Raw genomic sequence first — 20,323 nt, 5'->3', positions numbered from 1 at the left:
TGTCTTCGATTTGTCCGGCTGATCAGCCGCGCGAGTCCTGCATTGCGGCAAGGGTCTTGTCACCCTTCTTCGCATCCTGCTGCGGATTGTCGGAGCCGACTTCAGGCTCGCGATTGGCGGGATCCTTGGCGCTGTTCTCTTCGCCCCGTTTGCCGACACGGCGATTGACCTCGCCGCCTGCGGAACCCTGATGGCTCGGCGTCGGGTTTTCGGTCAGTTCGTCGATATAGTCGTTGTCGGGGTGCATGGATTGACGTTCGGGCATGTGTATCTCCTTCACAGAACCAATGGTCGGGAAGGGCGGCTAGTTCCGCGGAGCCACTAGCGTGATGGAGCCCGAAACGACGATGGCGCCACCCGCGGGGGCAGCGCCATCGAATTGCATTGGCTTGTCGCCGGTGGTCAGCAGTTGCCTTCCACACCGTCGGCGCAATCGCCCACGGATTCGACGTCTTCACCGATACCGTCGACGGTATTGCAGGCTGACAGCAGCGCGGCGGCGCCGAATGCGAAAATGGTCAGGACACGTTTTTTCATTGTCATACTCCCCTGGCGCCGGGCGAAATTGTCCGGGCGACGGGCAATCAACAACTTATCGAGTAAGCCGTTCCAACGGAGCGGCAGGCAGGGCCTTAGATCAAGCCGAGCCGTTCCAGCTTTCCGGCGAGCTTGCCGGGCAGGGCGTCGCCTATATCCTCACCCTCTTCCAGATCGCGCGGGGGTTCGCCCTTCAGGTAGCGCCAGCCCTGATGGGCGCGCTTGGGGCGCGGATAGACCCGGACGAGTTCGGGCTTCAGGTCTATCGACCAGCGTCCGGTTTTCGTCTCGCTGAAGCCGAGGATTTCGCTGCGCGCGACGATGCTGTGCTGGTGGATCCAGTAGAGCGAGCCGCCGATGCATTGCTCCCACTTGGTCGGGCGATAGCGGGTCGTCAGATTCGGGCTCCGCCGCTGCGCGTACCAGCTTTCGATATCGTCGTAAGACTGCGCGCCGAAAGCGATCTTGGTCAGGTGGAGCGGCATGGGATGGATGTAGGGGGTGCTGCCCCCGAGTCAAACCACCCCCAGCGCCACAGCCAAGCCGAGGAAGGCGAAGAAGCCCATCGAGTCGGTGATCATCGTCACGAACACGCTGCTCGCCACGGCCGGGTCCTGGTCGAGCCGTTCGAAGGCCACCGGCACAAGCACGCCTGCGAGCCCCGCCACCGCCACGTTGATCACCATGGCGAGTGCAATCACGACGCCCAGCAGTGGCGTGAAGATCGCTGCCGTCGCCGCGCCGATCAGCACGGCGATGGTCGCGCCGTTGAGCATGGCCACGCGCATCTCGCGCCATAGGATGCGCCGCGTGTTGCTGCGGGTGAGCTGATTGGTGGCGATCGCGCGCACGGTCACCGCCATCGTCTGCGTGCCCGCATTGCCGCCTATGCTGGCGACGATCGGCATCAGCACGGCCAGCGCTACCAGTTGCTCGATCGCTGCGCCAAACAGTGCGATGATCAGCGAGGCGACCAGCGCGGTGCCGAGGTTCGCGACCAGCCAGCGCACGCGGGCGGAATATGCCTCGCGGATCGGCTCGTTGATGTCGCCTTCGCCCGCGCCGCTCATAAGCAGCGCGTCTTCGCCCGCTTCTTCGGAGATGATGTGGACCACGTCGTCCACCGTCATCTGGCCGACCAAGCGCCCGTCGTCGTCCACCACGGCGGCGCTGATGAGGTTGTACTTTTGGAACATCAGGCCGACCTCTTCCTGGTCGAGCATGACGGGGATCAGCGTCTGGTCGCGCTTCATCACATCGGCCAGCGCGATGGCGCGGGGGGCGCGCAGCACCCAGCTGAGCGCACAGGTGCCGACCGGATGGTGCTTTTCGTCCACCACGAAGATTTCGTAGAATTCGTCCGGCAGCTCGCGCCCATCGCGAAGGTAGTCGATCAGATCGCCGACGGTGAGATGCTCCGGTACCGCGACCAGGTCGCGGCTCATCAGGCGACCGGCGGTTTCCTCCGGATAGGAGAGGGCGGACTGGATCGCGATCCGGTCTTCAAGCTCGACCTCGGCCAGGATGGCGCGCTGGTCGGCCTCGTCGAGATCCTCGATCAGTTGGACCGCATCGTCGGTTTCCAGCTGGTCGACGATCTGCGCGACTGCCTCGGGCGGCAGGCCTTCCATCATGTCCTCGCGGACGTAGTCGTTGAGCTCCGCGACCACATCCGACGTCATCAGATCGGTGATCGCCTCGGCCAGCTGGTAGCGTTCCTCGCGCTCGAACAGTTCGAGAAGGTCGGCGATGTCGGCGGGGTGGAGCGGTTCGACGAGGTCGTAGACGCGCGCCGTGTCGCCTTCGTCCAGCGCTTCCTCGACGCTTTCGACATATTCCTTCTTGAGCGTGTTCTCCTCGTCCATCCGCTCGTCGTCGATGCGGTCGTCCGGGCGCGCCTCCTCCTCCGGCTCGCGCGCCAGCAGAAAACCGTTGTCGTCGAGGGGGCGGTCGCTCTCGCTCATGCGCTCGCTCTAGGCAGGGGGGCACGAAAAGCAAGCCGTGACACAGGCGCTGCGTTTGCTAGGGAGGCGCCAACCGAAATACAGGAGACGAACAATGGCCGATAAGCTGACCTTCACCCTCGACACCGGCGACGGCGAGAACAAGGACGTGGTGATCAAGCTGCGCCCCGACCTGGCGCCGAACCATGTCGAGCGCATCACGACGCTTGCCAACGAAGGCTTCTACGACGGCGTGGTGTTCCACCGAGTGATCCCCGGCTTCATGGCGCAGGGCGGCGATCCGACCGGCACCGGCATGTCCGGCAGCGACAAACCCGACCTCAAGGCCGAATTCAACAGCGAGCCGCACACCCGCGGCACCTGCTCCATGGCCCGCACCCAGGTGCCCGACAGTGCCAACAGCCAGTTCTTCATCTGCTTCGACGACGCCGAATTCCTCGACGGCCAGTACACCGTCTGGGGCCAGGTCGAGAGCGGCATGGAACACGTCGACGCGCTGCCCAAGGGCGAGCCGCCGGCAAACCCAGGCAAGATCGTGAAGGCGACCGTTGGGTAAGCTTCTAGCCTTTTCTTTTCCGGTACTGGGCGCCGCTCTCGCAGGAGCAGCGGCGCACCATTACACGAAAACGCCCACCCTCATGCCAGAGGTTTTGCGACTGACATCCGATGCGCAGCCTGGCAACGTTGCCGAGTGTTTGAAAGAAGCAAGAACGCCAGCGTTTGGTGAGATGCGGGTTTCTCGTTCTGCGAGTGCGGTGGGGGCGTACGACACTGCAAAGGTTATTGAAACTGAGGTCGGTGCCAAAATTTATCTCTACGATGCGCTCGGCGATCGACCGACGGCTGCGGTTCGGTCTGAGGTATTGCTGACTCGAGAGCAGGAATTGTTGATGCGTGCCTGCGTGGGTTCAGATTGAAACCAATTAGCCTTCCCGCTAAAGCGCCCTCTCCCATGAGACCGACCAATTCCCCCAAGACCTACAGGGTCAAGAGCTTCGGCTGCCAGATGAACGTCTATGACGGCGAGCGCATGGCCGAGATGCTGGGTGAACGGGGCATCGTGCCCGCGCCCGACGGCGAGGAGGCCGACCTGGTCGTGCTCAACACCTGTCACATTCGCGAGAAGGCGGCGGAGAAGGTCTATTCGGACATCGGCCGCCTGACCAAGGCGGGGCGCGAGGCTGGCAAGGAGCCGCTGATCGCGGTCGCGGGCTGCGTCGCGCAGGCCGAGGGGGAGGAGATCATGAAACGCTCTCCGGCGGTCAGCATGGTCGTCGGCCCGCAGGCCTATCACCGTCTGCCCGAAATGCTCGACAAGGCGGTGAAGGGCGAGCGGGCGACCGACACCGACATGCCCGCCATCGCCAAATTCGCCGCGCTGCCGGAACGCCGCCGCACCAATCCGGCGAGCTTCCTCACCGTGCAGGAAGGCTGCGACAAGTTCTGCACCTATTGCGTGGTGCCCTATACGCGCGGCGCGGAAATAAGCCGTCCCTATGCGGACCTCGTCACCGAGGCGCGGAAGCTGGTCGACGCGGGCGCAAAGGAAATTACGCTGCTGGGCCAGAATGTCAGCGCATGGTCGGGCGAGGACGAGAAGGGCCATCGCGTCGGCCTCGCCGGCCTGATCCGCGACCTTGCCAAGGTCGATGGCCTCGCGCGCATCCGCTACACCACCAGCCACCCCGCCGACATGGACGACGCCCTGATCGCCGCGCATGGCGAGATCGACAAGCTCATGCCCTTCCTCCACCTGCCGGTGCAGGCAGGCAGCGACCGGGTGCTCAAGGCCATGAACCGCAGCCACACGGCGGAAAGCTACCTCAAGCTGCTCGACCGATTCCGCGCCGCGCGACCCGACCTCGCGCTCTCGGGCGACTTCATCGTCGGCTTCCCCGGCGAGACCGATGCCGAGTTCGAGGAAACGCTCGCGCTGGTGGACGAGGTCCAATACGCACAAGCCTTCAGCTTCAAGTATAGCCCACGCCCCGGCACGCCCGCCGCCACGATGGACGGACAGGTTGCGAAAGAGGTCATGGACGAACGCCTCCAGCGCCTCCAGGCCGCGCTCAACCGTGACCAGCTGGCCTTCAACGAGGCGAGCGTCGGGCGCATCTGCGAAGTCCTCGTCGAGCGCAAGGGCAAGCACGAGGGCCAGTGGCTCGGCAAGACCCCGTGGCTGCAAAGCGCCTGGTTCGAAGGCGATGTGGCGATCGGCGACCTCGTGCAGGTCGAATTGCTCGAGGCGGGTCCGAACTCGCTCAGCGCCAAGCTGCGCGAAACCGTCGCCGCCTGAGCTTCTGCCAGCGCGTCAATCCTTCGCGCGGATCACCTTCTTGCGATATTCCGACCAGGCGGCGTCGTGGATCTGCTCGCCGCGCGCCGTGCGGGGCAACCGATAAAGCGCTTCGAGATAGGCCCAGTCGAATTCGGTCATTTCCTGCGGCGCAGCATCGGCGTCGAGGAAGAGCGAGAGGATCGTCGGCGTCGTGTCCGGACCGTCGGAGGCCATATCGTCGATCGAGGCGAAACTGCGCATGGAGGCATAGTCCGCCAGCTGTTGCAGTGTCTTGCCCGGCACCAGCGCCCGTTCCATCAGCACGACCGAGCCGATCATGTCCATGCGGATTTGCTGGGTCATGCGCGTGGCGTTGAAGGGATCGCCCGCCTTCACCTGGCGCGGCGGATCGCCGACCTCGATCACGGCCAGCTGCTTGCCGTCGACTTCTCTCTCCTCGGTCGAATGCCAGGCATGCGCCCCGCCGCTGCCGCGCAGAATCCGGTCGTATTCGTAGTCGAGCAGCGTGGAAAACAGCCACGGCGCTTCTTTGCGGAGCTGTTTCACTTCCTCGGGGCCGTCGTCCACGAAGGCGACCAGCGTGTTGACCTGGCAACCCTCGCCGGCAATCGCGATGTCGAGCCGCCGGGCATTGGCCTCGATCCGGTCGATCAGCACGCCTGCATAGGCGGGGTCCATGCCCATAACGCCGACGCAAATCTGGCCGTATTGGCGGGCCACCGGCTTGTCCACGCGGGGGCGGCGGGTGATGGCCCGGGTCATACCCTCGACCCGCTCCATTGCTTCCTGCTCGCGCTCTCCCGTCACGATGATGACTTCTTCGGCAGGGTCGGTGTCCTGCGCCAGCAGAGGGGCGGCGGCCGACAAGCAAAGAGCGACGGCGGAGCAAATCGTGAGCTTTTTCATGGCGCTACTCCAGTATCTCCACCGCAGAAAGCCAAACCGTTTTCGGCAGATGCCCCAGCCGTTCGACCAACGACTTGCGCAACCGATCAACGCACAGCCGGATGACATCGGTATTACTATCCACCATCCGGAAGGTGCGTCCAGCTTGCGCGCGCGACAATCGGGGCTACATTTCCGACTCGCACACGAAAGGAGCGCATGGCCCGTAAACCCGCACCGAAGGACGCCAGGTCCTTCACCCCGCCGCCCAGTCCGCAGCGCGAGGTTCGCCGCGCGCAGGTCGACATCAGCTTCGACAACCAGAGCCTGCTCGGCGCGCTGTTCGGCCAGTTCGATGCCAATCTGGTGCAGGTGGAAAACCGGCTCGGCGTGTTCATCTCGGCACGCGGCAACCAGCTCCATATCGAAGGCCCCGAAGACAGCGTTGCCCGTGCGCGTGACGTGCTGAAGGCGATGTACGACCGGCTTGCCATCGGGCAGGAGCTCGACGGCGGCGCGATCGAGGCGCTGATCGCCATGTCGGACGAACCCACGCTCGACGGGATCGTCGATGCCGAACCCGGCAAGGGCAAGAACGCCCCGCCGATCATGATCCGCACCCGGCGCAAGACCATCGTGCCGCGCAGCGCGATGCAGGCGACCTACATGCGCAGCCTTGTGCGCGACGACATCATCTTCGCGCTCGGCCCGGCGGGGACCGGCAAGACCTATCTCGCGGTCGCGCAGGCGGTGGCGCAGCTCATCACCGGCAGCGTGCAGCGGCTGATCCTCAGCCGTCCGGCAGTGGAGGCAGGCGAGAAGCTCGGCTTCCTGCCCGGCGACATGAAGGAGAAGGTCGATCCCTATCTCCGGCCGCTCTACGATGCGCTTTACGATTGCATGCCGCCCGAACAGGTCGAGCGGCGGCTGGCTTCCGGCGAGATCGAGATCGCGCCCATCGCCTTCATGCGCGGGCGCACGCTGGCCGATGCCTTCGTGATCCTCGACGAGGCGCAGAACACCACGCGCGAGCAGATGAAGATGTTCCTCACCCGCTTCGGCCAGAACAGCCGCATGGTCATCTGCGGCGACCCCAACCAGGTCGACATCCCCGGCGGCGGCGGCATGAGCGGCCTTGCAGATGCGGTCGGCAAGCTGGAGGGCGTGGAAGGCTTCGGCACGATCCGGTTTACGGCAGCGGACGTGGTGCGCCACCCGATCGTGGGGCGGATCGTCGAGGCGTATGAGGGGAAGGGCGAGTAGGGCGGGAAATGTCCGCTAACGGTGCGACTGCGGGAGTGCAGCCAACAGCATACGGCCTTGGAATTGCTGCGCTCGGCATTCGCTAGCGGCGAGCGCTATTGTCTAGCTCTCATTGGCTGGCTTCCCTCCACCCGGGGGCTGGGGTAGATCGATATCATGTCGATGGTTCCAGATTTCGACTATTTTCCCGTTCTCATCAAATCGGAAAACATTGATGATCGGCACTCGATCGACCTTTGTAATTCCCATAGCCTTGCCTCGCTCGCTTGGGTCGAGTGAAACAAACCATCGTGTCGCTACCTTATCGCCCTCGGCGATTTGATAATCAATCTCTCCGCTCAAAGCGCCAAAGCTATGAAAAAGATCGGCGACTTCCTTTTGCGCGATTGCAGGTTCTGTGACGTTCTTACGATCTCCGATATCGTGAACTACATATTTCTCTGCAACGAAGTCTGCGTAAACGCCAGTGTTGTTGGTGAACCAGAGATTTTCGTAAAAATCCGCAGCAAGGCGCTTGTTTCTTTCGAGCGTAGTTTCGGCATTTTCTTCGCGGGATGGCTCCGCTGCAACCTCAGAGCAGCCCGGTAGAATAGCGGCACTTAGTGCAACTGCGAAAATAATCTGACGCATAAAACATCCCTCCATGTTTCGGGTCCCAACTTAATCCGCCAGCGTGTCGATGGCAAATGGCCTCCTTCCCTAAATCAAGGCCATTGCCAGCCACCGCTTTCCTACCGTTAGACGCTCAGCTAGGTGGCGCGGATGATCTACGGTTATCTCTGCAGGCTAACGTCCGTTCTTACCAAGCGAATGGAAGGCAGGTTTTTAGGCCCAGGACAGTGTAACATACGGTCCATGTCTCGGAATTTGGCAGGCTGATGGACCTCGATATCGCGATCGATGGTTGGCCCGAGGCGATCGATTGGGCGGAGCTTGCGGACGGTGCGGCCGACGCGGCAGCCGGAGTGGAGCCGATATTATCGAGTGAGCGACTGACCGCCTCGATCCTTTTCACCACCGACGCGGAGGTCCACGACCTCAACCGCGAGTGGCGTGGCAAGGACAAGCCGACCAATGTGCTCAGCTTTCCCATGCTGGAGCGCGACGCGCTACTCGCGCTCGCGCCCGATGGCCCACCCGAAATGCTCGGCGACATCGCGCTTGCCCAAGAAACATGCGCTCGCGAGGCGGCGGAGAAGGGCGTCAGCCTCGAACACCATACCGCCCATCTGATCGTCCACGGCCTGCTCCACCTCGCCGGGCACGATCACATCGATAGCGACGCGCAGGCCGAGGCCATGGAAGCGCTCGAGATCGCCGCTCTTGCAAAAATGGGCATCGCCGACCCATATGGGGATCGCAACTGATGGGAGCGCATTGTTAGGGCCATGCCCGATTCGTCATCACCCGCCGGAGACGCGGAGAGTAGAAGCGGGCTGTGGCTCGCAATCCGGAAAATGTTCGATCCCGACGGCGGCGAGCGCAGCCTGCGCGCGCAGCTGGAAGAAGCTATCGACGAGCACGAGGACGAGAACGGCGAGGACGAGCCCGAGCATAGCGGCACGGGCGACCTCTCGCAGGTCGAGCGCCAGATGCTGCGCAACCTGCTGCACTTCTCCGAACACGATGCCGACGACGTGGCCGTGCCGCGCGGCGAGATCATCGCCATGAACGCCACCGCCAGCTGGGACGAGCTGGTCGAAACCTTCGCCGAACACGGCCATTCGCGCATGCCCGTCTATCGCGACCAGCTCGACCATGTGATCGGCATGGTCCATCTGAAGGACGTATTTCCCTATCTGGCGCGCGGTGACGAACCGCCCGCGGACTGGACCGTGCTGATGCGCCAGCCGCTCTACGTGCCGCAGACGCGCAATGCGCTCGATGTGCTGGCCGATATGCGCGCCCAGCGCATGCACCTGGCGGTGGTGGTGGACGAGTTCTCCGGCACCGACGGGATCATCACGATCGAGGATCTGGTCGAGGAGATCGTCGGCGAGATCGAGGACGAGCACGACGACGCGCCCGAGGAATGGATCGTGCCGATCGGCGCAGGGATGTGGGATTGCGACGCACGCGCCGAGCTGGACGATGTGGCCGAGCAGGTCGATCCCGCCCTCGCCGAAGTCGAGGAATCGGTCGATACGCTGGGCGGCCTCGCCTTCGTGCTGGCCGAGCAGGTGCCGCAGGTCGGCACCGTGGTCGCGCATCCCAGCGGCTGGCGGATCGAGGTCACCGACGGCGACGAGACCCACGTGAAGCGCCTTCGCCTGCACGAACCTGCCGGCGAGGACGAGGGCGAAAGCGACTGATCGCATTGTTGCACGAATCCGCACATTCGCCCTCGACAGGCGCGCATCCCGTCCATAGCTAGCAAGCATCATGGCAACCCGGCGACTTCCCCCCCTGCGTGCGCTCGAAGCATTCGTGCGCACCGTCCGGCTAGGTTCCGCCCGGGCGGCGGCGGAGGAATTGGGCCTCAGCCCTTCGGCCCTTTCGCGGCGGATCGGAAACCTCGAGGAATTCGTCGGCAAGAAGCTGTTCACGCGAGCGCGCCAGTCGATGCAGCTGACGGACGACGGGCATGCGTTCTACGAGGCGGTCAATCCGCAACTAGAGGCGCTGGCGCGGGCGGTGGAGAGCCAGTCCGACAATCTCTCGCTGCTCCGTTTGCGCCTCGGCGTGCTGCCGCTGTTCGGCACTCAGCGCCTGTTCCCGAAGCTCGGCGAATTGCGCACGCGCCACCCGTTGCTGCACATCGATATCGATACAGGCGCGCATCTCGAGGATCGCGTCGGCGACCTGCTCGATGCCGCGATCATCCTGTCGCGCGGGCCGGAGCGGGGCCTGCATGCCGTGCGGCTGGACTACAACAAGGTCCATGCGATCTGCAGCCGCGGATTGCAGGAAAAGCTGGGCGACAACCCCGATCAGGAAGCGCTCGCCAAGCAGACCTTCCTCATTCACAACGAACTGTCCGAAAGCTTCGTCGCCTGGCGACAGGAGATCGACATGCCCGATCTGGAGCCTGCGGCAATCGATCACTTCGATTCAGGCCAGATCATGCTGGAAGCGGCCGCGCAGGGCCTAGGCATCGCGATCATGCATGACGATCACTTGCGCCGCGCGCATGACAACCGGCTCGCCCGTCTGTTCGATGTCGATGTGGAAAGCCCCTACAGCTACTGGTTCGTGTGCAAGCCGACTGCGCTGGAAGAAAGACCCGTGCGGCTGTTCCACGACTGGCTGATCGGCGCCGAACTCTAAGTCGCGTCGCCGCCGCCGTCCTTCGGGCGATAGCGCACCGCATCTACGACATGCTGGAAATCGCGCAGGGGCCTGCCGAGTGCCGCGATCAGCGCTTCTTCGATCTCTTCGCGCGCCTTGGCGGCGATCGCCTTGCGGCCGCGGTGGTCCTCCGGACTGAACGGCTCGAGGTAATTGATGACTAGCGGAAAGGTGCCCTTGCGCGCCATCACGCGCATCGCATTGTGCAGGCCGCTTTCGTCGCCGACCCAGCCGATTTCCTCGGCATTCTCGCCATAGTCGAGCATAACCGGCTGGACGAGGACCCCCGGAGGCGGAGGCTCCAGCACCGATAGCATAGAAGACTTGAAAGGCAGTAGCGACTGTCCGTCCGTCACCGTGCCCTCGGGAAAGACCGTCACCGACCAATTGTCCTGCAGCGCTTCCTTCAGCGCATTGATCTGCTCGGCCACACCCAGCCGGTTCTCGCGCTTGACGAAAACCGTCCGATTGAGGCGGCACAGCCAGCCGATCACCGGCACCTCGGCCAGTTCCTGCTTGGCGACGAAGGCCGTGCCGCTGGCTCCGGCAGAGGCCAGAATATCCACCCACGACAGGTGGTTGGAGATGAAGAAGACGTCCCGCCGAAGCGGCGTGCCGACGATAGTGACGCGCGCTCCGATCACCCGTGCCGTGTAACGCAGGAACAGCATCGGGAAGGGGGACCCATAGGCGAAGATGCGATAGAGATAGTGCAGCGGCACGAACACGATCAGCAGGACGAGGATGCCGAGCGCGCGCAGAGTGAATCGCATCCAGCCGATGGCGGTCAGCGGCACCTTCTCTCCGCGCGCGGCGGCCAGCCGACGCTCGGTATAGCGCGCGAGGCGCCGCTCAGCTTTCGCGGTCGAGCCGGACGCCATAGAGTTCCAGGCGATGATCGACGAGGCGGTAACCGAGCTTCTCGGCGATCTGTTTCTGCAGCGCCTCGATCTCGGGATCGACGAATTCGATGACCTTGCCGGTTTCCACGTCGATCAGGTGATCGTGGTGGGCCTCGGGCGCCGCTTCGTAACGGGCGCGGCCATCGCCGAAATCGTGGCGGTCGAGGATGCCGGCCTCTTCGAACAGGCGCACCGTGCGATAGACGGTCGCGATCGAAATGCCGGAATCGATCTTGTTCGCGCGCTCGTGGAGCAGTTCGACATCGGGATGGTCGTCGCTTTCCGACAGTACGCGCGCGATTACGCGCCGCTGCTCGGTGATGCGCAGGCCCTTGTCGGCACACAATTGCTCGAGATCGATTTTCTGGTGCATTTGCTTCCCGATTGAAAAACGCCCCGTACCCTTATCGGGCCGGGGCGTCTTCCTCAAGGCGAACCGAAGGGCTTTACGCGCTCTTCTTCTTGCGACCGCGCTTCTGGCCGGGCTTGCGGCCGAGGCCGATCTTAACCGCGAGGTCGCGGCGGGTGGCGGCATAGTCCGGTGCAACCATCGGATAATCGGCCGACAGTCCCCAGCGCGCGCGATAGTCTTCCGGCGTCATGTCATGCTCGGTCGACAAGTGCCGCTTGAGCATTTTCATCTTCTTGCCGCAGTCGAGGCACACGAGATGATCCTTCTTTACCGAAGAGCGGATCGAAACAGCGGGATCGGGAGTGGGCTCGGCGGGGGAGCCTGCACTGTCGAGGCCGGAAAGGGCTGAATAGACATTGGAAATAAGCGTCGGCACGTCGTCGACGGCCACGCTATTGTTGCTCACATGTGCAGCGACAATATCCGATGTCAGCGTGATAAGCGTTTCGGTCATGTCGGTTTCGATAGTGTCCATTCGGCAAGGCTCCCTTCAGCCTGTCTTTATTGATGCTACCCTTTGGTTGGCAGCATTGTATAAAATCGACAAGAGAAGGTAAAGCGCACAGTTCACAGGATTATTTTGACGCAAATATACAAGTGAATTGGCGCGTATTTACAACTTTCGGCCGAATGTGATGGCATCGAGTGCCTTGCCGTCCAGAGTGCGGTAATAGGCGGGCCGCTGACCGATCGGCTCGAATCCGACTGCGCGGTAAAGTCGCTCGGCCGGGTTATTGGCGCGCATTTCCAGGAATACCTGCTCTGCGCCGCCATTGCGCGCGCTCTCGAAGAATTGCTCGAGTAAATTGCGGCCGAGGCCTTTGCCGCGATGGTCGGGGTGGACTGCGACCAATAGCAATTCTTCCTCGCCTGGCGCGCGGCGGGCGAGAACGAAACCGGCGGCTTCATCATCTGCGCCGACGGCACCGCCTTGGGGGTTGCACAACAAAGCGTAAGTATGGGGCAGGGCGAGCGACCCCTCGACCTGCGTCCGCGTCCACGCTTCGCGCCAATGCGGGTCGAAAGCAGCATCCATGACTGCCATCAACTTGTCGATCTCGTTCATTTGCTCGGAAGCTTCGCGTCCGGCCCCCGACCGTAGAGGGGCGCGAGATCGGTGGTGAGGCGGCTCTCGTGGAGCAGGTATGCCGCGCGGGCATCGGGCGTCAGTTCCAGTACAAGAGCATCTTCGTCCAGCAGCACGGCCAGTTCCTTGGCGCGATTGCCGACCAGGATGCGGTGGCGAGTGGCCTCCGCTGCCGCGTCAGGCGCGAGCGATCGGACCTCGTCTTCGGCATGCCCATCTGCGGCGAAATTCTGGATGAACCATTCGCCATGGCCCCCGTTCATGCACACCGTGACGGCGCGGGGATCGGGTTGCCAGCTGCGCACGCGCACCAGCTCCAGCGTCGGATAACCGAGCACTTCGGCACCCCAGGCGATTCCCAGTGCCCGTGCCACCGCAAGTCCGATCCGCACACCGGTGAAGCTGCCCGGTCCGAGGGACACGAGGATGCGATCCGCGCGGCCCTTGCCGGGCAGTTCGGCAATCATCGGCACAAGCCGTTCGGCATGACCGCGGCCCAGCACCTCGTGCCGCGCGTCGACCAACACGCTGCCGTCGAAGAGCGCTACCGAGCAGGCCTCGGTCGCCGTTTCTATCGCCAGAATACGCATCCCCAGCGCCCTGCCTCAGGCGCGGCTGCGCTTCAAGTCAGGCGATGCGGTTGAACTTCTCGAAATCGGGGCGCGGGCTGCGGCCGAAGATCGTCGTCTCGTCGCCATAGCCGATGGCGCAGACCCAGTCCGCCTTGTGCCGCGGATTGTCGGCGAAGAAAGCCTCGGTGACCTTGTCGAGGTCGACGCCCGACATCGGCCCGCAATCGAGTCCCTGCGCGCGCGCGGCAATGATAAGGTAAGCGCCCTGCAGCGCCGAGTTACGCTTGGCCCCTTCTATCCGCCCGTCTTCGTCTCCTTCGAACCAGCTCTTGGCGTCGGTATGCGGGAACAGCCAGGGCAGTTCTTCGTGAAAGTCGATATCGTAACCGATGACGACGACGACCGGTGCGGTCTTGATTTTCTCCTGATTACCCTCGCTAGCGCATTCGGCGAGTTTGTCGCGCGATTCCTGCGACACGCACCAGACGAACCGGCCCGGCTGCATATTGGCCGAGGTCGGGCCCATTTTCAGCAATTCGTAGATCGCCTGGATCTGGTCTTCGCTCACCGGCTTGTCGAGCCAGCCATTGTAGCTGCGCGCTTCGCGGAAAATCTGGTCGAGCGCGTCGGCGGAAAGCGTATTGTCGTGGAATTGCTTGGTCATGAAGTCCTCTTGTCTGGGCCGTTCAGGCTGCGCGGACTTCAACGACCTCCGGGACATAATGTTTCAGCAGGCCCTCGATGCCATGCTTCAGCGTGGCGGTGGAGGAGGGGCAGCCCGAGCAGGCGCCCTGCATCTGCAAATGCACGATCCCGTCGCGATAGCCGCGATACTGGATATCGCCGCCATCGCCTGCGACAGCCGGACGCACGCGGGTTTCGAGCAGTTCGTTGATCTGGGCGATGATGTCGGAATCCTCGTCACGCTCTTCGACCAGCATGCTTTCGTCTTCCGCCGGTACGCTGATGCCGCCAGCGCTTCCGGGCATGAATAGCGGCGCTTCGGACACAAAATGATCGAGCAGGATGGCGACGACCTGCGGCTTCAAGTCGGTCCAGCTGACGCCGGGTGCGGCGGTCACGGTGATGAAGTCGCCGCCGAAGAACACGTTGGTCACATCGCCCAGATCGAAGATCGCCTGGGCCAGCGGGCTTGCCTCCGCCGCTTCGGGCGTAGAGAATTCGCGGGTGCCTGATCCCATTACGGTCTTGCCGGGCAGGAACTTGAGGCTGGAGGGATTGGGCGTGGTTTCGGTTTCGATGAACATGACAGCTATTTAGGGATGGCGGGAACCGGTCACAAGCAACAATGCTTTTTGCCGATGTTCACTGTCCCTTCACACCAAGGCTCCCTATATCCACGCCATGGCTATTCTTCCGCGCGCCGTCCGGCGTCTCGCGCTTGTCCTCCCCTTTGCTCTGCTGGCACCGCAGCTCGCGGTTGCGCAGGACCCGGTCCCGCCGACACCGCAATATTTGACGGAAGAGGGCGAGACCCCGTGGATTTACGAGGGCAGCGACGTCCCGCGCGACGAGGAATGGACCTTCGGGGAGCTGCCCAATGGCCTGCGCTATGCCGTGCGCAAGAATGGTGTCCCGCCCGACCAGGTCTCGATCCGCGTGCGGATCGATGCCGGGTCGCTGCACGAGGAAGATAGCGAGCAGGGCTATGCCCACTTGCTCGAGCATCTTCTGTTCCGCGAGAGCGAATATCTCGGCCCGGCGATGGCGATCCCGACCTGGCAGCGGCTCGGCGCGACTTTCGGTAGCGATACCAATGCCGAAACCAGCCCGACGCATACGGTCTACAAGCTCGACTTGCCCAATGTGGACGAGGCGAAGTTGGCCGAGAGCATGAAAATCCTCTCCGGCATGGTTCGCGCGCCGGTGCTGAGCGATGCCAATGTGCAGGCCGAAGTGCCTATCGTGCTCGCCGAGAAGCGCGAGCGGGGCGGTCCGCAGCAGCGTGCTGCCGAGCGGACCCGCGAGACGTTGTTCGCCGGTCAGAAGCTCGCCAACCGCCTGCCGATCGGAACCGAGGCCACATTGAACGGCGCGACCGGCGCTTCGGTCAGTGCGTTTTACGAGCGTTGGTATCGCCCCGAGAACACGGTGATCGTCGCGGTCGGCGACCTCGATCCGATGCAGCTCGCCGCCGAAGTCGAAAAATGGTTCGGCGACTGGCAGGGCGAGGGCGCGGCGACTCCCGCTCCCGATTTCGGCGATCCCGTCGCACCTCCCGGCGCCGATCCCGCCAATCCGGTGGGCGAAGTGGCGGGCATTGTCGCGCCCGGGCTGCAGCGTAGCTTCACCTATGCCGTGATGCGTCCGTGGCGTCCGGTGAACGATACGATCGTCTATAATGAAGGGCTGCTGCGCGACAGCCTGGCGCAGGCGCTGATCAACCGGCGGCTCGAAGCGCGGGCGCGTGCGGGCGGCAGCTATCTCTACGCGCAGGTCGCGCAGGACGATGTCAGCCGCTCCACCGATGCGACGTTCGTGTCCTTCGCACCGCTCTCCGAGGATTGGGAAGCGGCGCTGGCCGACGTGCGCGGCGTGATCGCCGATGCGCTGGCCAATCCGCCGACGCAGGAAGAGATCGACCGCGAGCTGGCCGAATTCGAGTCCATCTTCGCAAGCTCGGTCGAGCAGCGCCGCGTCATGGCGGGTGCGCGACTGGCAGACGATATCGTCAATGCCGTCGATATCCGCGAGACCGTGGCCGCGCCGGAGACGGTGCTGACTGTGTTCAACTCGATGCGCGAGAAGGTCACGCCGGAGCAGATGCTCGAACAAACCCGCAAGCTGTTCGCCGGCCCGGTCATTCGCGCGGCCTATGTGACGCCGGAAACTGGCGAGGCGAGCGATGCGGAAATCCGCACCGCCATGCTTGCGCCGGTCGAGGTAGCATCGGATGCGCGGATCGCGGCGCAGGATATATCCTTCGAGGACCTGCCCCCTATCGGCGAGCCGGGCACCATCGCCCAGCAGGGTCCGCTCGGCGTGCTCGATATCGAGCGGGTGGACTTCGCCAATGGTGTGAAGGCCATTTTGTGGGCCAATGATGCAGAACCGGGCCGTGTTGCGGTCAAGGTGCGCTTTGGCGGCGGCTGGCGCGCGATTGCCGAGGACGAGGCCGCTTACGCAATGCTCGGCCGCATGGCGCTGGTCGGGTCGGGCGTTGGCGAGCTGGGACAGGAAGAACTCGACCGCATTTCCACCGGACGCCGCATGGGCTTCGATTTCGACATCACCGACGGGGCCTTCACTCTGTTCGCGCAGACCCGCAAGCAGGATTTGGCCGACCAGCTCTATATCTTCGCGGCCAAGTTCGCGATGCCGCGCTGGGATCCGAACCCGGTCGAGCGCGCCAAGGCTGCGGCGCGGCTGGCCTATGAAAGCTATGCTGCCAATCCGGCGGGCGTGATCAATCGCGACCTCGAATATCTGCTGCGCGACAAGGATGGCCGTTTCGAAGTGGCCGATCCTGCCGCAATCGCGGAAACGACGCCCGAAGGCTTCCGCGAAGTGTGGGAGCCGCTGCTCAAGAACGGCCCGATCGAAGTGCTGGTATTCGGCGACTTCGACAAGGCCGAGGGGATCGCCGCGCTGACGCGGACTTTCGGTGCGCTCGACCAGCGCGGTGAGCTCGCCGCCGATGTCGCGAGCGAAAGCTTCGGCTTCCCCGAACCGGGCGAGACCGTGGTGCGCTATCACAATGGCGATGCCAACCAGGCCGCTGCCGTCATCGCATGGCCGAGCGGCGCGGGTGTCGACGGCCTGCCCGAATCGCGCCAGCTCGAAATCCTGACGCAAGTGTTCAACAACCGCCTGATGGACGCGATGCGCGAACGGGCCGGGGCGAGCTATGCGCCGGTGATCAACAGCCAGTGGCCGACCGATGTCGCAAGCGGCGGGCGTATAACCGCCTTCGCCCAGTTGCGGCCCGAGGACGTGCCGGCCTTCTTCGCCTCCGCGGACGCAATCGGGCAGGATCTCGCGACCACGCCGCCGAGCGCGGACGAACTCCAGCGCGTCACCGAGCCGCTGCTGCAATATGTGAACCGCGTGTCGACCGGAAACCTGTTCTGGCTGTTCCAGCTTGAGGGATCGACGCAGGACCCGGCCCGCATCGGCCTGTTGCGCTCGCTGCTGAACGACCTCACGCAGACCACGCCGGAGCGGATGCAGGCGCTGGCGCAGAAGTATTTCGGCGACACGCGCGGTTGGCGCATGGCGGTGATCCCCGAGGGACAGGAATTGGCGACGCGCGTTACGACCGCGCCCGCCGAGGCTGGCCGCTAGGCGGTCGCTCTCCGGTCACAGCAATCGGGTTTTTGGGCTGGCCAAGCAAAAGCTGCTTGCGGCATGAGGCCCGTTCGTCTGCGATAAGCTGATAGGACTGGCGCAATTCCGCGCCGCAACTGGAATTTTCAATGGCGACGAACTGGGCACCGGATAGCTGGAAGAGCTTCGAGGCACGGCATCTGCCCGAATATCTCGACGCCGCGGCGCTTGATGCTGCGACCACTGCGCTCGAAACGCATCCCCCGCTCGTCTTCGCGGGCGAGGCGCGGGCGCTCAAGGCGGATCTCGCCGAGGTGGCCGAGGGCAAGGCGTTCCTGTTGCAGGGCGGCGACTGCGCCGAGAGCTTCGCCGAGTTCCACCCCAACAATATCCGCGACACCTTCCGCGTGCTGCTGCAGATGGCGGTTGTCATGACCTTCGCCAGCAAGAAGCCGGTGGTGAAGGTCGGGCGCATGGCAGGCCAGTTCGCCAAACCGCGCAGTTCGAACACCGAAACGCAGGACGGCATTACCCTGCCGAGCTATTTTGGCGACAACATCAACGGCATCGACTTCGACGAAGCCAGCCGGACCAACGATCCGCAGCGCATGGTGCGCGCCTATTCGCAGGCTGCTGCCACGCTCAACCTGCTGCGCGCCTTTGCCGGTGGTGGTTATGCCAACCTGCGTCAGGTTCACCAGTGGACGCTCGAATTCATGGGCCGCAGCCCTTGGGCGGACAAGTTTAAGGACGTCGCCGATCGCATCGGCGAGGCGCTCGATTTCATGGAAGCCTGCGGGATCACGCCCGAAACACTGCCGCAATTGCGCGGCACCAGCTTCTACACCAGCCACGAGGCGCTGCTCCTGCCCTATGAGCAGGCGCTGACCCGCCGCGACAGCCTGACCGGCGACTGGTACGATACCAGCGCGCATATGGTCTGGATCGGCGACCGCACGCGCTTCCGCGATAGCGCGCATATCGAATTCGCCCGCGGCATCGGCAATCCGCTGGGCATGAAATGCGGGCCGAGCCTTGAGACGGACGATCTTCTGCACCTGCTCGACATGCTGAATCCGGCACGCGAGCCGGGCCGCATCACGCTGATCAGCCGCTTCGGCCACGACAAGGTCGAAGACGGCCTGCCGCGCCTCGTCCGCGCGGTGAAGGCGGAAGGCCATCCGGTGGTGTGGAGCTGCGATCCGATGCACGGAAATGTCGTGAAATCGGAAAGCGGCTACAAGACGCGGCCCTTCGACCGCATCCTGACCGAGGTAAAAGGCTTCTTCGCCGTCCACCGCGACGAAGGTACGCATCCGGGCGGTATCCATGTCGAAATGACCGGGCAGGATGTGACCGAATGCGTCGGCGGCGCGGTAGCCATCACCGACGAGGCGCTCAAGGATCGCTATCACACGCATTGCGACCCGCGCCTCAATGCGGCGCAATCGCTGGAGCTGGCCTTCCTGATCGCCGAGATGCTCAACGACGAGCACGCGGTGCGCCGCGCCGACGCCGCCTGAGCCGCAGCACTAGGCATTATCCCCTAGCTGCGGTTTGCGGCGCATTTCCCGACGCTCGCCTACTCCCGGCGCTGCGAAAGGAGATCGTGCGCCGATGCCGACGAGCCGGGTCGATACTGCATTGCTGGCGACAGCATGGCTGCTGGTTTGCACAACCCTGTTTATGCTCGTGGCTGCGGGTCATGTCGGTGCCCCGCTGTGGTTGATGCTTACAGCGCACGTAGTGCTTGGCGCGTTGATCCAGCGGCACGCCAAGCGCAAACCCGCCCCGGCGATCAGCCCGCCGCGCCCCCTGCAGTCGCTCAACGCCAGTCTGGCGGACGAGCTCGCCGGGATCGGACGGTTGAGTTTCGATCCAGCCAGCGGGCGTCATCGCTGGTCGCGCGAGTTTTGTCGGATTGCCGGACTGCCGCCGATGACCGCGCCCGATGAGGCATGTTTGGAGGCGCTCATGCCCCAAGGCTTGAAGCAAATGCGGGTTACGCTCGCCCGCCATGCAAAGGACCGCGAGACCTACACCGTGGAATTCGAGATCGAGAATCCGCAGCTCGGCACCCGGTTGCTCCGCGCTCGTGCGCGCAACATGTTCTCGCCCGAGGGGGCGTGCGAGCAGGTGCTGATGGTCGTGCGCGACGTGACCGAGGACTATTCGCAGGTCGCCCGTATCGAGGAAGCGCGCGCAGCGGCCGTGCGAGAGGCCGAAGAGGCGAGGCAGCAGGCCAATACCGATGCTTTGACGGGTCTCGCCAATCGTCGCAGCGCGATGCAATCGCTGGACCGCGAGATCATGCGCGCGCGACAGAGCGGCGAGCCGCTCGCGCTGCTCGTTTTTGATGTCGATCACTTCAAGGCTGTCAACGATACCCATGGCCATGCGCAGGGCGATCTCGTGCTGGCGGAAATGGGCGGAATCATCCGGCGGCAGAAGCGCGACGGACAATTCGCGGCGCGCGTCGGGGGCGAGGAGTTCCTGATGATCCTGCCGGGCGCTGACGGGCGCGCCGCGTCCGCTGCGGCCGAAAGGCTGCGGCTGGCGATCGATCACGGCACGCGAATGGCGGACGCGCCTTCCGTCACCGTAAGTGTCGGGCACGCGGCCCTCGGGCCGGGCGATACCAGCCTGACCCTGTTCGCCCGCGCGGACGAAGCGCTCTACGCGGCGAAGCGCGGAGGCCGGAATCAGGTCAGATTGGCGGCATGACGTCGGATCAGCGCGGCACTGCCAACCTAAGTCTTTAAACTGCCAACGGATTGCGCCATGTATGGCGATGGTCGTCGCATTCTGACGTCCGTCGCAATCAGGG

Annotated in this window: 23 protein-coding genes; 10 read left to right on the top strand and 13 right to left on the bottom strand. The window is 63.9% G+C overall.

The genetic code is table 11. The features are described 5' to 3' along the window. Window positions 1-22: 22 nt before the first annotated feature. From Q9K02_RS11450 to mgtE, 4 genes are all read right to left on the bottom strand, one after another. On the bottom strand, window positions 23-265 hold the full coding sequence (locus Q9K02_RS11450) for a hypothetical protein (RefSeq protein ID WP_278328198.1): 243 nt from the start codon (window positions 263-265) through the stop codon (window positions 23-25). A 137-nt stretch (window positions 266-402) separates the two neighbouring features. After that, window positions 403-537 (bottom strand): Entericidin EcnA/B family protein, encoded by a 135-nt coding sequence (locus Q9K02_RS11445; protein ID WP_278328199.1) that lies wholly within the window; start codon window positions 535-537, stop codon window positions 403-405. Window positions 538-632: 95 nt separating this feature from the next. Then, window positions 633-1,022 carry a DUF1489 family protein gene (locus Q9K02_RS11440; protein WP_305933006.1) on the bottom strand — a complete coding sequence of 130 codons (390 nt, stop codon included), beginning with the start codon at window positions 1,020-1,022 and terminating at the stop codon, window positions 633-635. A gap of 30 nt (window positions 1,023-1,052) precedes the next feature. Then, complete coding sequence (gene mgtE, locus Q9K02_RS11435) at window positions 1,053-2,501, bottom strand: magnesium transporter (RefSeq protein ID WP_305933005.1); 1,449 nt, start codon at window positions 2,499-2,501, stop codon at window positions 1,053-1,055. Between the two features lie 94 nt (window positions 2,502-2,595). Here mgtE and Q9K02_RS11430 point away from each other — a divergent pair, with 94 nt between their 5' ends. The 3 genes from Q9K02_RS11430 to miaB are packed head-to-tail and all read left to right on the top strand — an operon-like array spanning window position 2,596 to window position 4,797. Further along, window positions 2,596-3,057: a peptidylprolyl isomerase gene (locus Q9K02_RS11430; RefSeq protein ID WP_278328202.1), complete on the top strand. Its 462-nt coding sequence runs from the start codon at window positions 2,596-2,598 to the stop codon at window positions 3,055-3,057. Then, entirely contained in the window at window positions 3,050-3,418 is a 369-nt protein-coding gene (locus Q9K02_RS11425) for a hypothetical protein (protein WP_305933004.1), read from the top strand. Before Q9K02_RS11430 ends, Q9K02_RS11425 begins: the two co-directional genes overlap by 8 nt. A gap of 35 nt (window positions 3,419-3,453) precedes the next feature. Continuing rightward, complete coding sequence (miaB, locus tag Q9K02_RS11420) at window positions 3,454-4,797, top strand: tRNA (N6-isopentenyl adenosine(37)-C2)-methylthiotransferase MiaB (protein WP_305933003.1); 1,344 nt, start codon at window positions 3,454-3,456, stop codon at window positions 4,795-4,797. Between the two features lie 15 nt (window positions 4,798-4,812). Here miaB and Q9K02_RS11415 read toward each other — a convergent pair whose 3' ends face one another. Further along, entirely contained in the window at window positions 4,813-5,706 is an 894-nt protein-coding gene (locus tag Q9K02_RS11415; RefSeq protein ID WP_305933002.1) for a DUF2059 domain-containing protein, read from the bottom strand. 198 nt (window positions 5,707-5,904) lie between these two features. Between Q9K02_RS11415 and Q9K02_RS11410 the strand changes: the two genes are divergently transcribed. Beyond that, a complete protein-coding gene (locus Q9K02_RS11410) occupies window positions 5,905-6,948 on the top strand; it encodes a PhoH family protein (protein WP_305933001.1) in 1,044 nt (347 codons plus the stop codon). Window positions 6,949-7,050: 102 nt separating this feature from the next. On the opposite strand, the gene Q9K02_RS11405 is transcribed toward Q9K02_RS11410, so the two are convergent. Further along, window positions 7,051-7,578, bottom strand: coding sequence for an ester cyclase (locus Q9K02_RS11405; protein WP_305933000.1), 528 nt, complete (start codon window positions 7,576-7,578; stop codon window positions 7,051-7,053). A 248-nt stretch (window positions 7,579-7,826) separates the two neighbouring features. Here Q9K02_RS11405 and ybeY point away from each other — a divergent pair, with 248 nt between their 5' ends. The 3 genes from ybeY (at window position 7,827) to Q9K02_RS11390 (ending at window position 10,215) form a co-directional block, all read left to right on the top strand. Continuing rightward, a complete protein-coding gene (gene ybeY, locus Q9K02_RS11400; protein ID WP_305932999.1) occupies window positions 7,827-8,315 on the top strand; it encodes an rRNA maturation RNase YbeY in 489 nt (162 codons plus the stop codon). Window positions 8,316-8,336: 21 nt separating this feature from the next. Continuing rightward, a complete protein-coding gene (locus Q9K02_RS11395) occupies window positions 8,337-9,260 on the top strand; it encodes a hemolysin family protein (RefSeq protein ID WP_305932998.1) in 924 nt (307 codons plus the stop codon). A gap of 70 nt (window positions 9,261-9,330) precedes the next feature. Next, window positions 9,331-10,215, top strand: coding sequence for a LysR substrate-binding domain-containing protein (locus Q9K02_RS11390; protein ID WP_305932997.1), 885 nt, complete (start codon window positions 9,331-9,333; stop codon window positions 10,213-10,215). Here Q9K02_RS11390 and Q9K02_RS11385 read toward each other — a convergent pair. The 7 genes from Q9K02_RS11385 to Q9K02_RS11355 all read right to left on the bottom strand — a co-directional run bounded on the left by Q9K02_RS11385 (window position 10,212) and on the right by Q9K02_RS11355 (window position 14,477). After that, complete coding sequence (locus tag Q9K02_RS11385) at window positions 10,212-11,117, bottom strand: lysophospholipid acyltransferase family protein (protein WP_305932996.1); 906 nt, start codon at window positions 11,115-11,117, stop codon at window positions 10,212-10,214. The genes Q9K02_RS11390 and Q9K02_RS11385 overlap by 4 nt on opposite strands. Further along, complete coding sequence (locus Q9K02_RS11380) at window positions 11,089-11,511, bottom strand: Fur family transcriptional regulator (RefSeq protein WP_221587950.1); 423 nt, start codon at window positions 11,509-11,511, stop codon at window positions 11,089-11,091. The genes Q9K02_RS11385 and Q9K02_RS11380 overlap by 29 nt, the downstream gene beginning before the upstream one ends. A gap of 73 nt (window positions 11,512-11,584) precedes the next feature. After that, entirely contained in the window at window positions 11,585-12,025 is a 441-nt protein-coding gene (locus Q9K02_RS11375; protein ID WP_305932995.1) for a Ros/MucR family transcriptional regulator, read from the bottom strand. Between the two features lie 138 nt (window positions 12,026-12,163). Continuing rightward, on the bottom strand, window positions 12,164-12,616 hold the full coding sequence (locus Q9K02_RS11370; RefSeq protein WP_305932994.1) for a GNAT family N-acetyltransferase: 453 nt from the start codon (window positions 12,614-12,616) through the stop codon (window positions 12,164-12,166). Further along, window positions 12,613-13,227: a tRNA (adenosine(37)-N6)-threonylcarbamoyltransferase complex dimerization subunit type 1 TsaB gene (gene tsaB, locus Q9K02_RS11365; protein WP_305932993.1), complete on the bottom strand. Its 615-nt coding sequence runs from the start codon at window positions 13,225-13,227 to the stop codon at window positions 12,613-12,615. Before tsaB ends, Q9K02_RS11370 begins: the two co-directional genes overlap by 4 nt. 37 nt (window positions 13,228-13,264) lie before the next feature. Beyond that, complete coding sequence (locus Q9K02_RS11360; RefSeq protein ID WP_305932992.1) at window positions 13,265-13,873, bottom strand: malonic semialdehyde reductase; 609 nt, start codon at window positions 13,871-13,873, stop codon at window positions 13,265-13,267. Window positions 13,874-13,895: 22 nt separating this feature from the next. Further along, on the bottom strand, window positions 13,896-14,477 hold the full coding sequence (locus Q9K02_RS11355; RefSeq protein WP_305932991.1) for a NifU family protein: 582 nt from the start codon (window positions 14,475-14,477) through the stop codon (window positions 13,896-13,898). A 97-nt stretch (window positions 14,478-14,574) separates the two neighbouring features. Here Q9K02_RS11355 and Q9K02_RS11350 point away from each other — a divergent pair, with 97 nt between their 5' ends. From Q9K02_RS11350 to Q9K02_RS11340, 3 genes are all read left to right on the top strand, one after another. Then, window positions 14,575-17,514: a M16 family metallopeptidase gene (locus Q9K02_RS11350; protein ID WP_305932990.1), complete on the top strand. Its 2,940-nt coding sequence runs from the start codon at window positions 14,575-14,577 to the stop codon at window positions 17,512-17,514. A 131-nt stretch (window positions 17,515-17,645) separates the two neighbouring features. Beyond that, window positions 17,646-19,019: a class II 3-deoxy-7-phosphoheptulonate synthase gene (locus Q9K02_RS11345; RefSeq protein WP_305932989.1), complete on the top strand. Its 1,374-nt coding sequence runs from the start codon at window positions 17,646-17,648 to the stop codon at window positions 19,017-19,019. Between the two features lie 94 nt (window positions 19,020-19,113). Beyond that, entirely contained in the window at window positions 19,114-20,220 is a 1,107-nt protein-coding gene (locus Q9K02_RS11340) for a GGDEF domain-containing protein (RefSeq protein WP_305932988.1), read from the top strand. Window positions 20,221-20,323 lie beyond the last annotated feature (103 nt).

The sequence above is a fragment of the Qipengyuania profundimaris genome (genome assembly GCF_030717945.1).
Lineage (GTDB): Bacteria > Pseudomonadota > Alphaproteobacteria > Sphingomonadales > Sphingomonadaceae > Qipengyuania > Qipengyuania profundimaris.
Note: the sequence above shows the minus strand (reverse complement) of the source record. Positions and strands in the feature narration are given on the sequence as shown.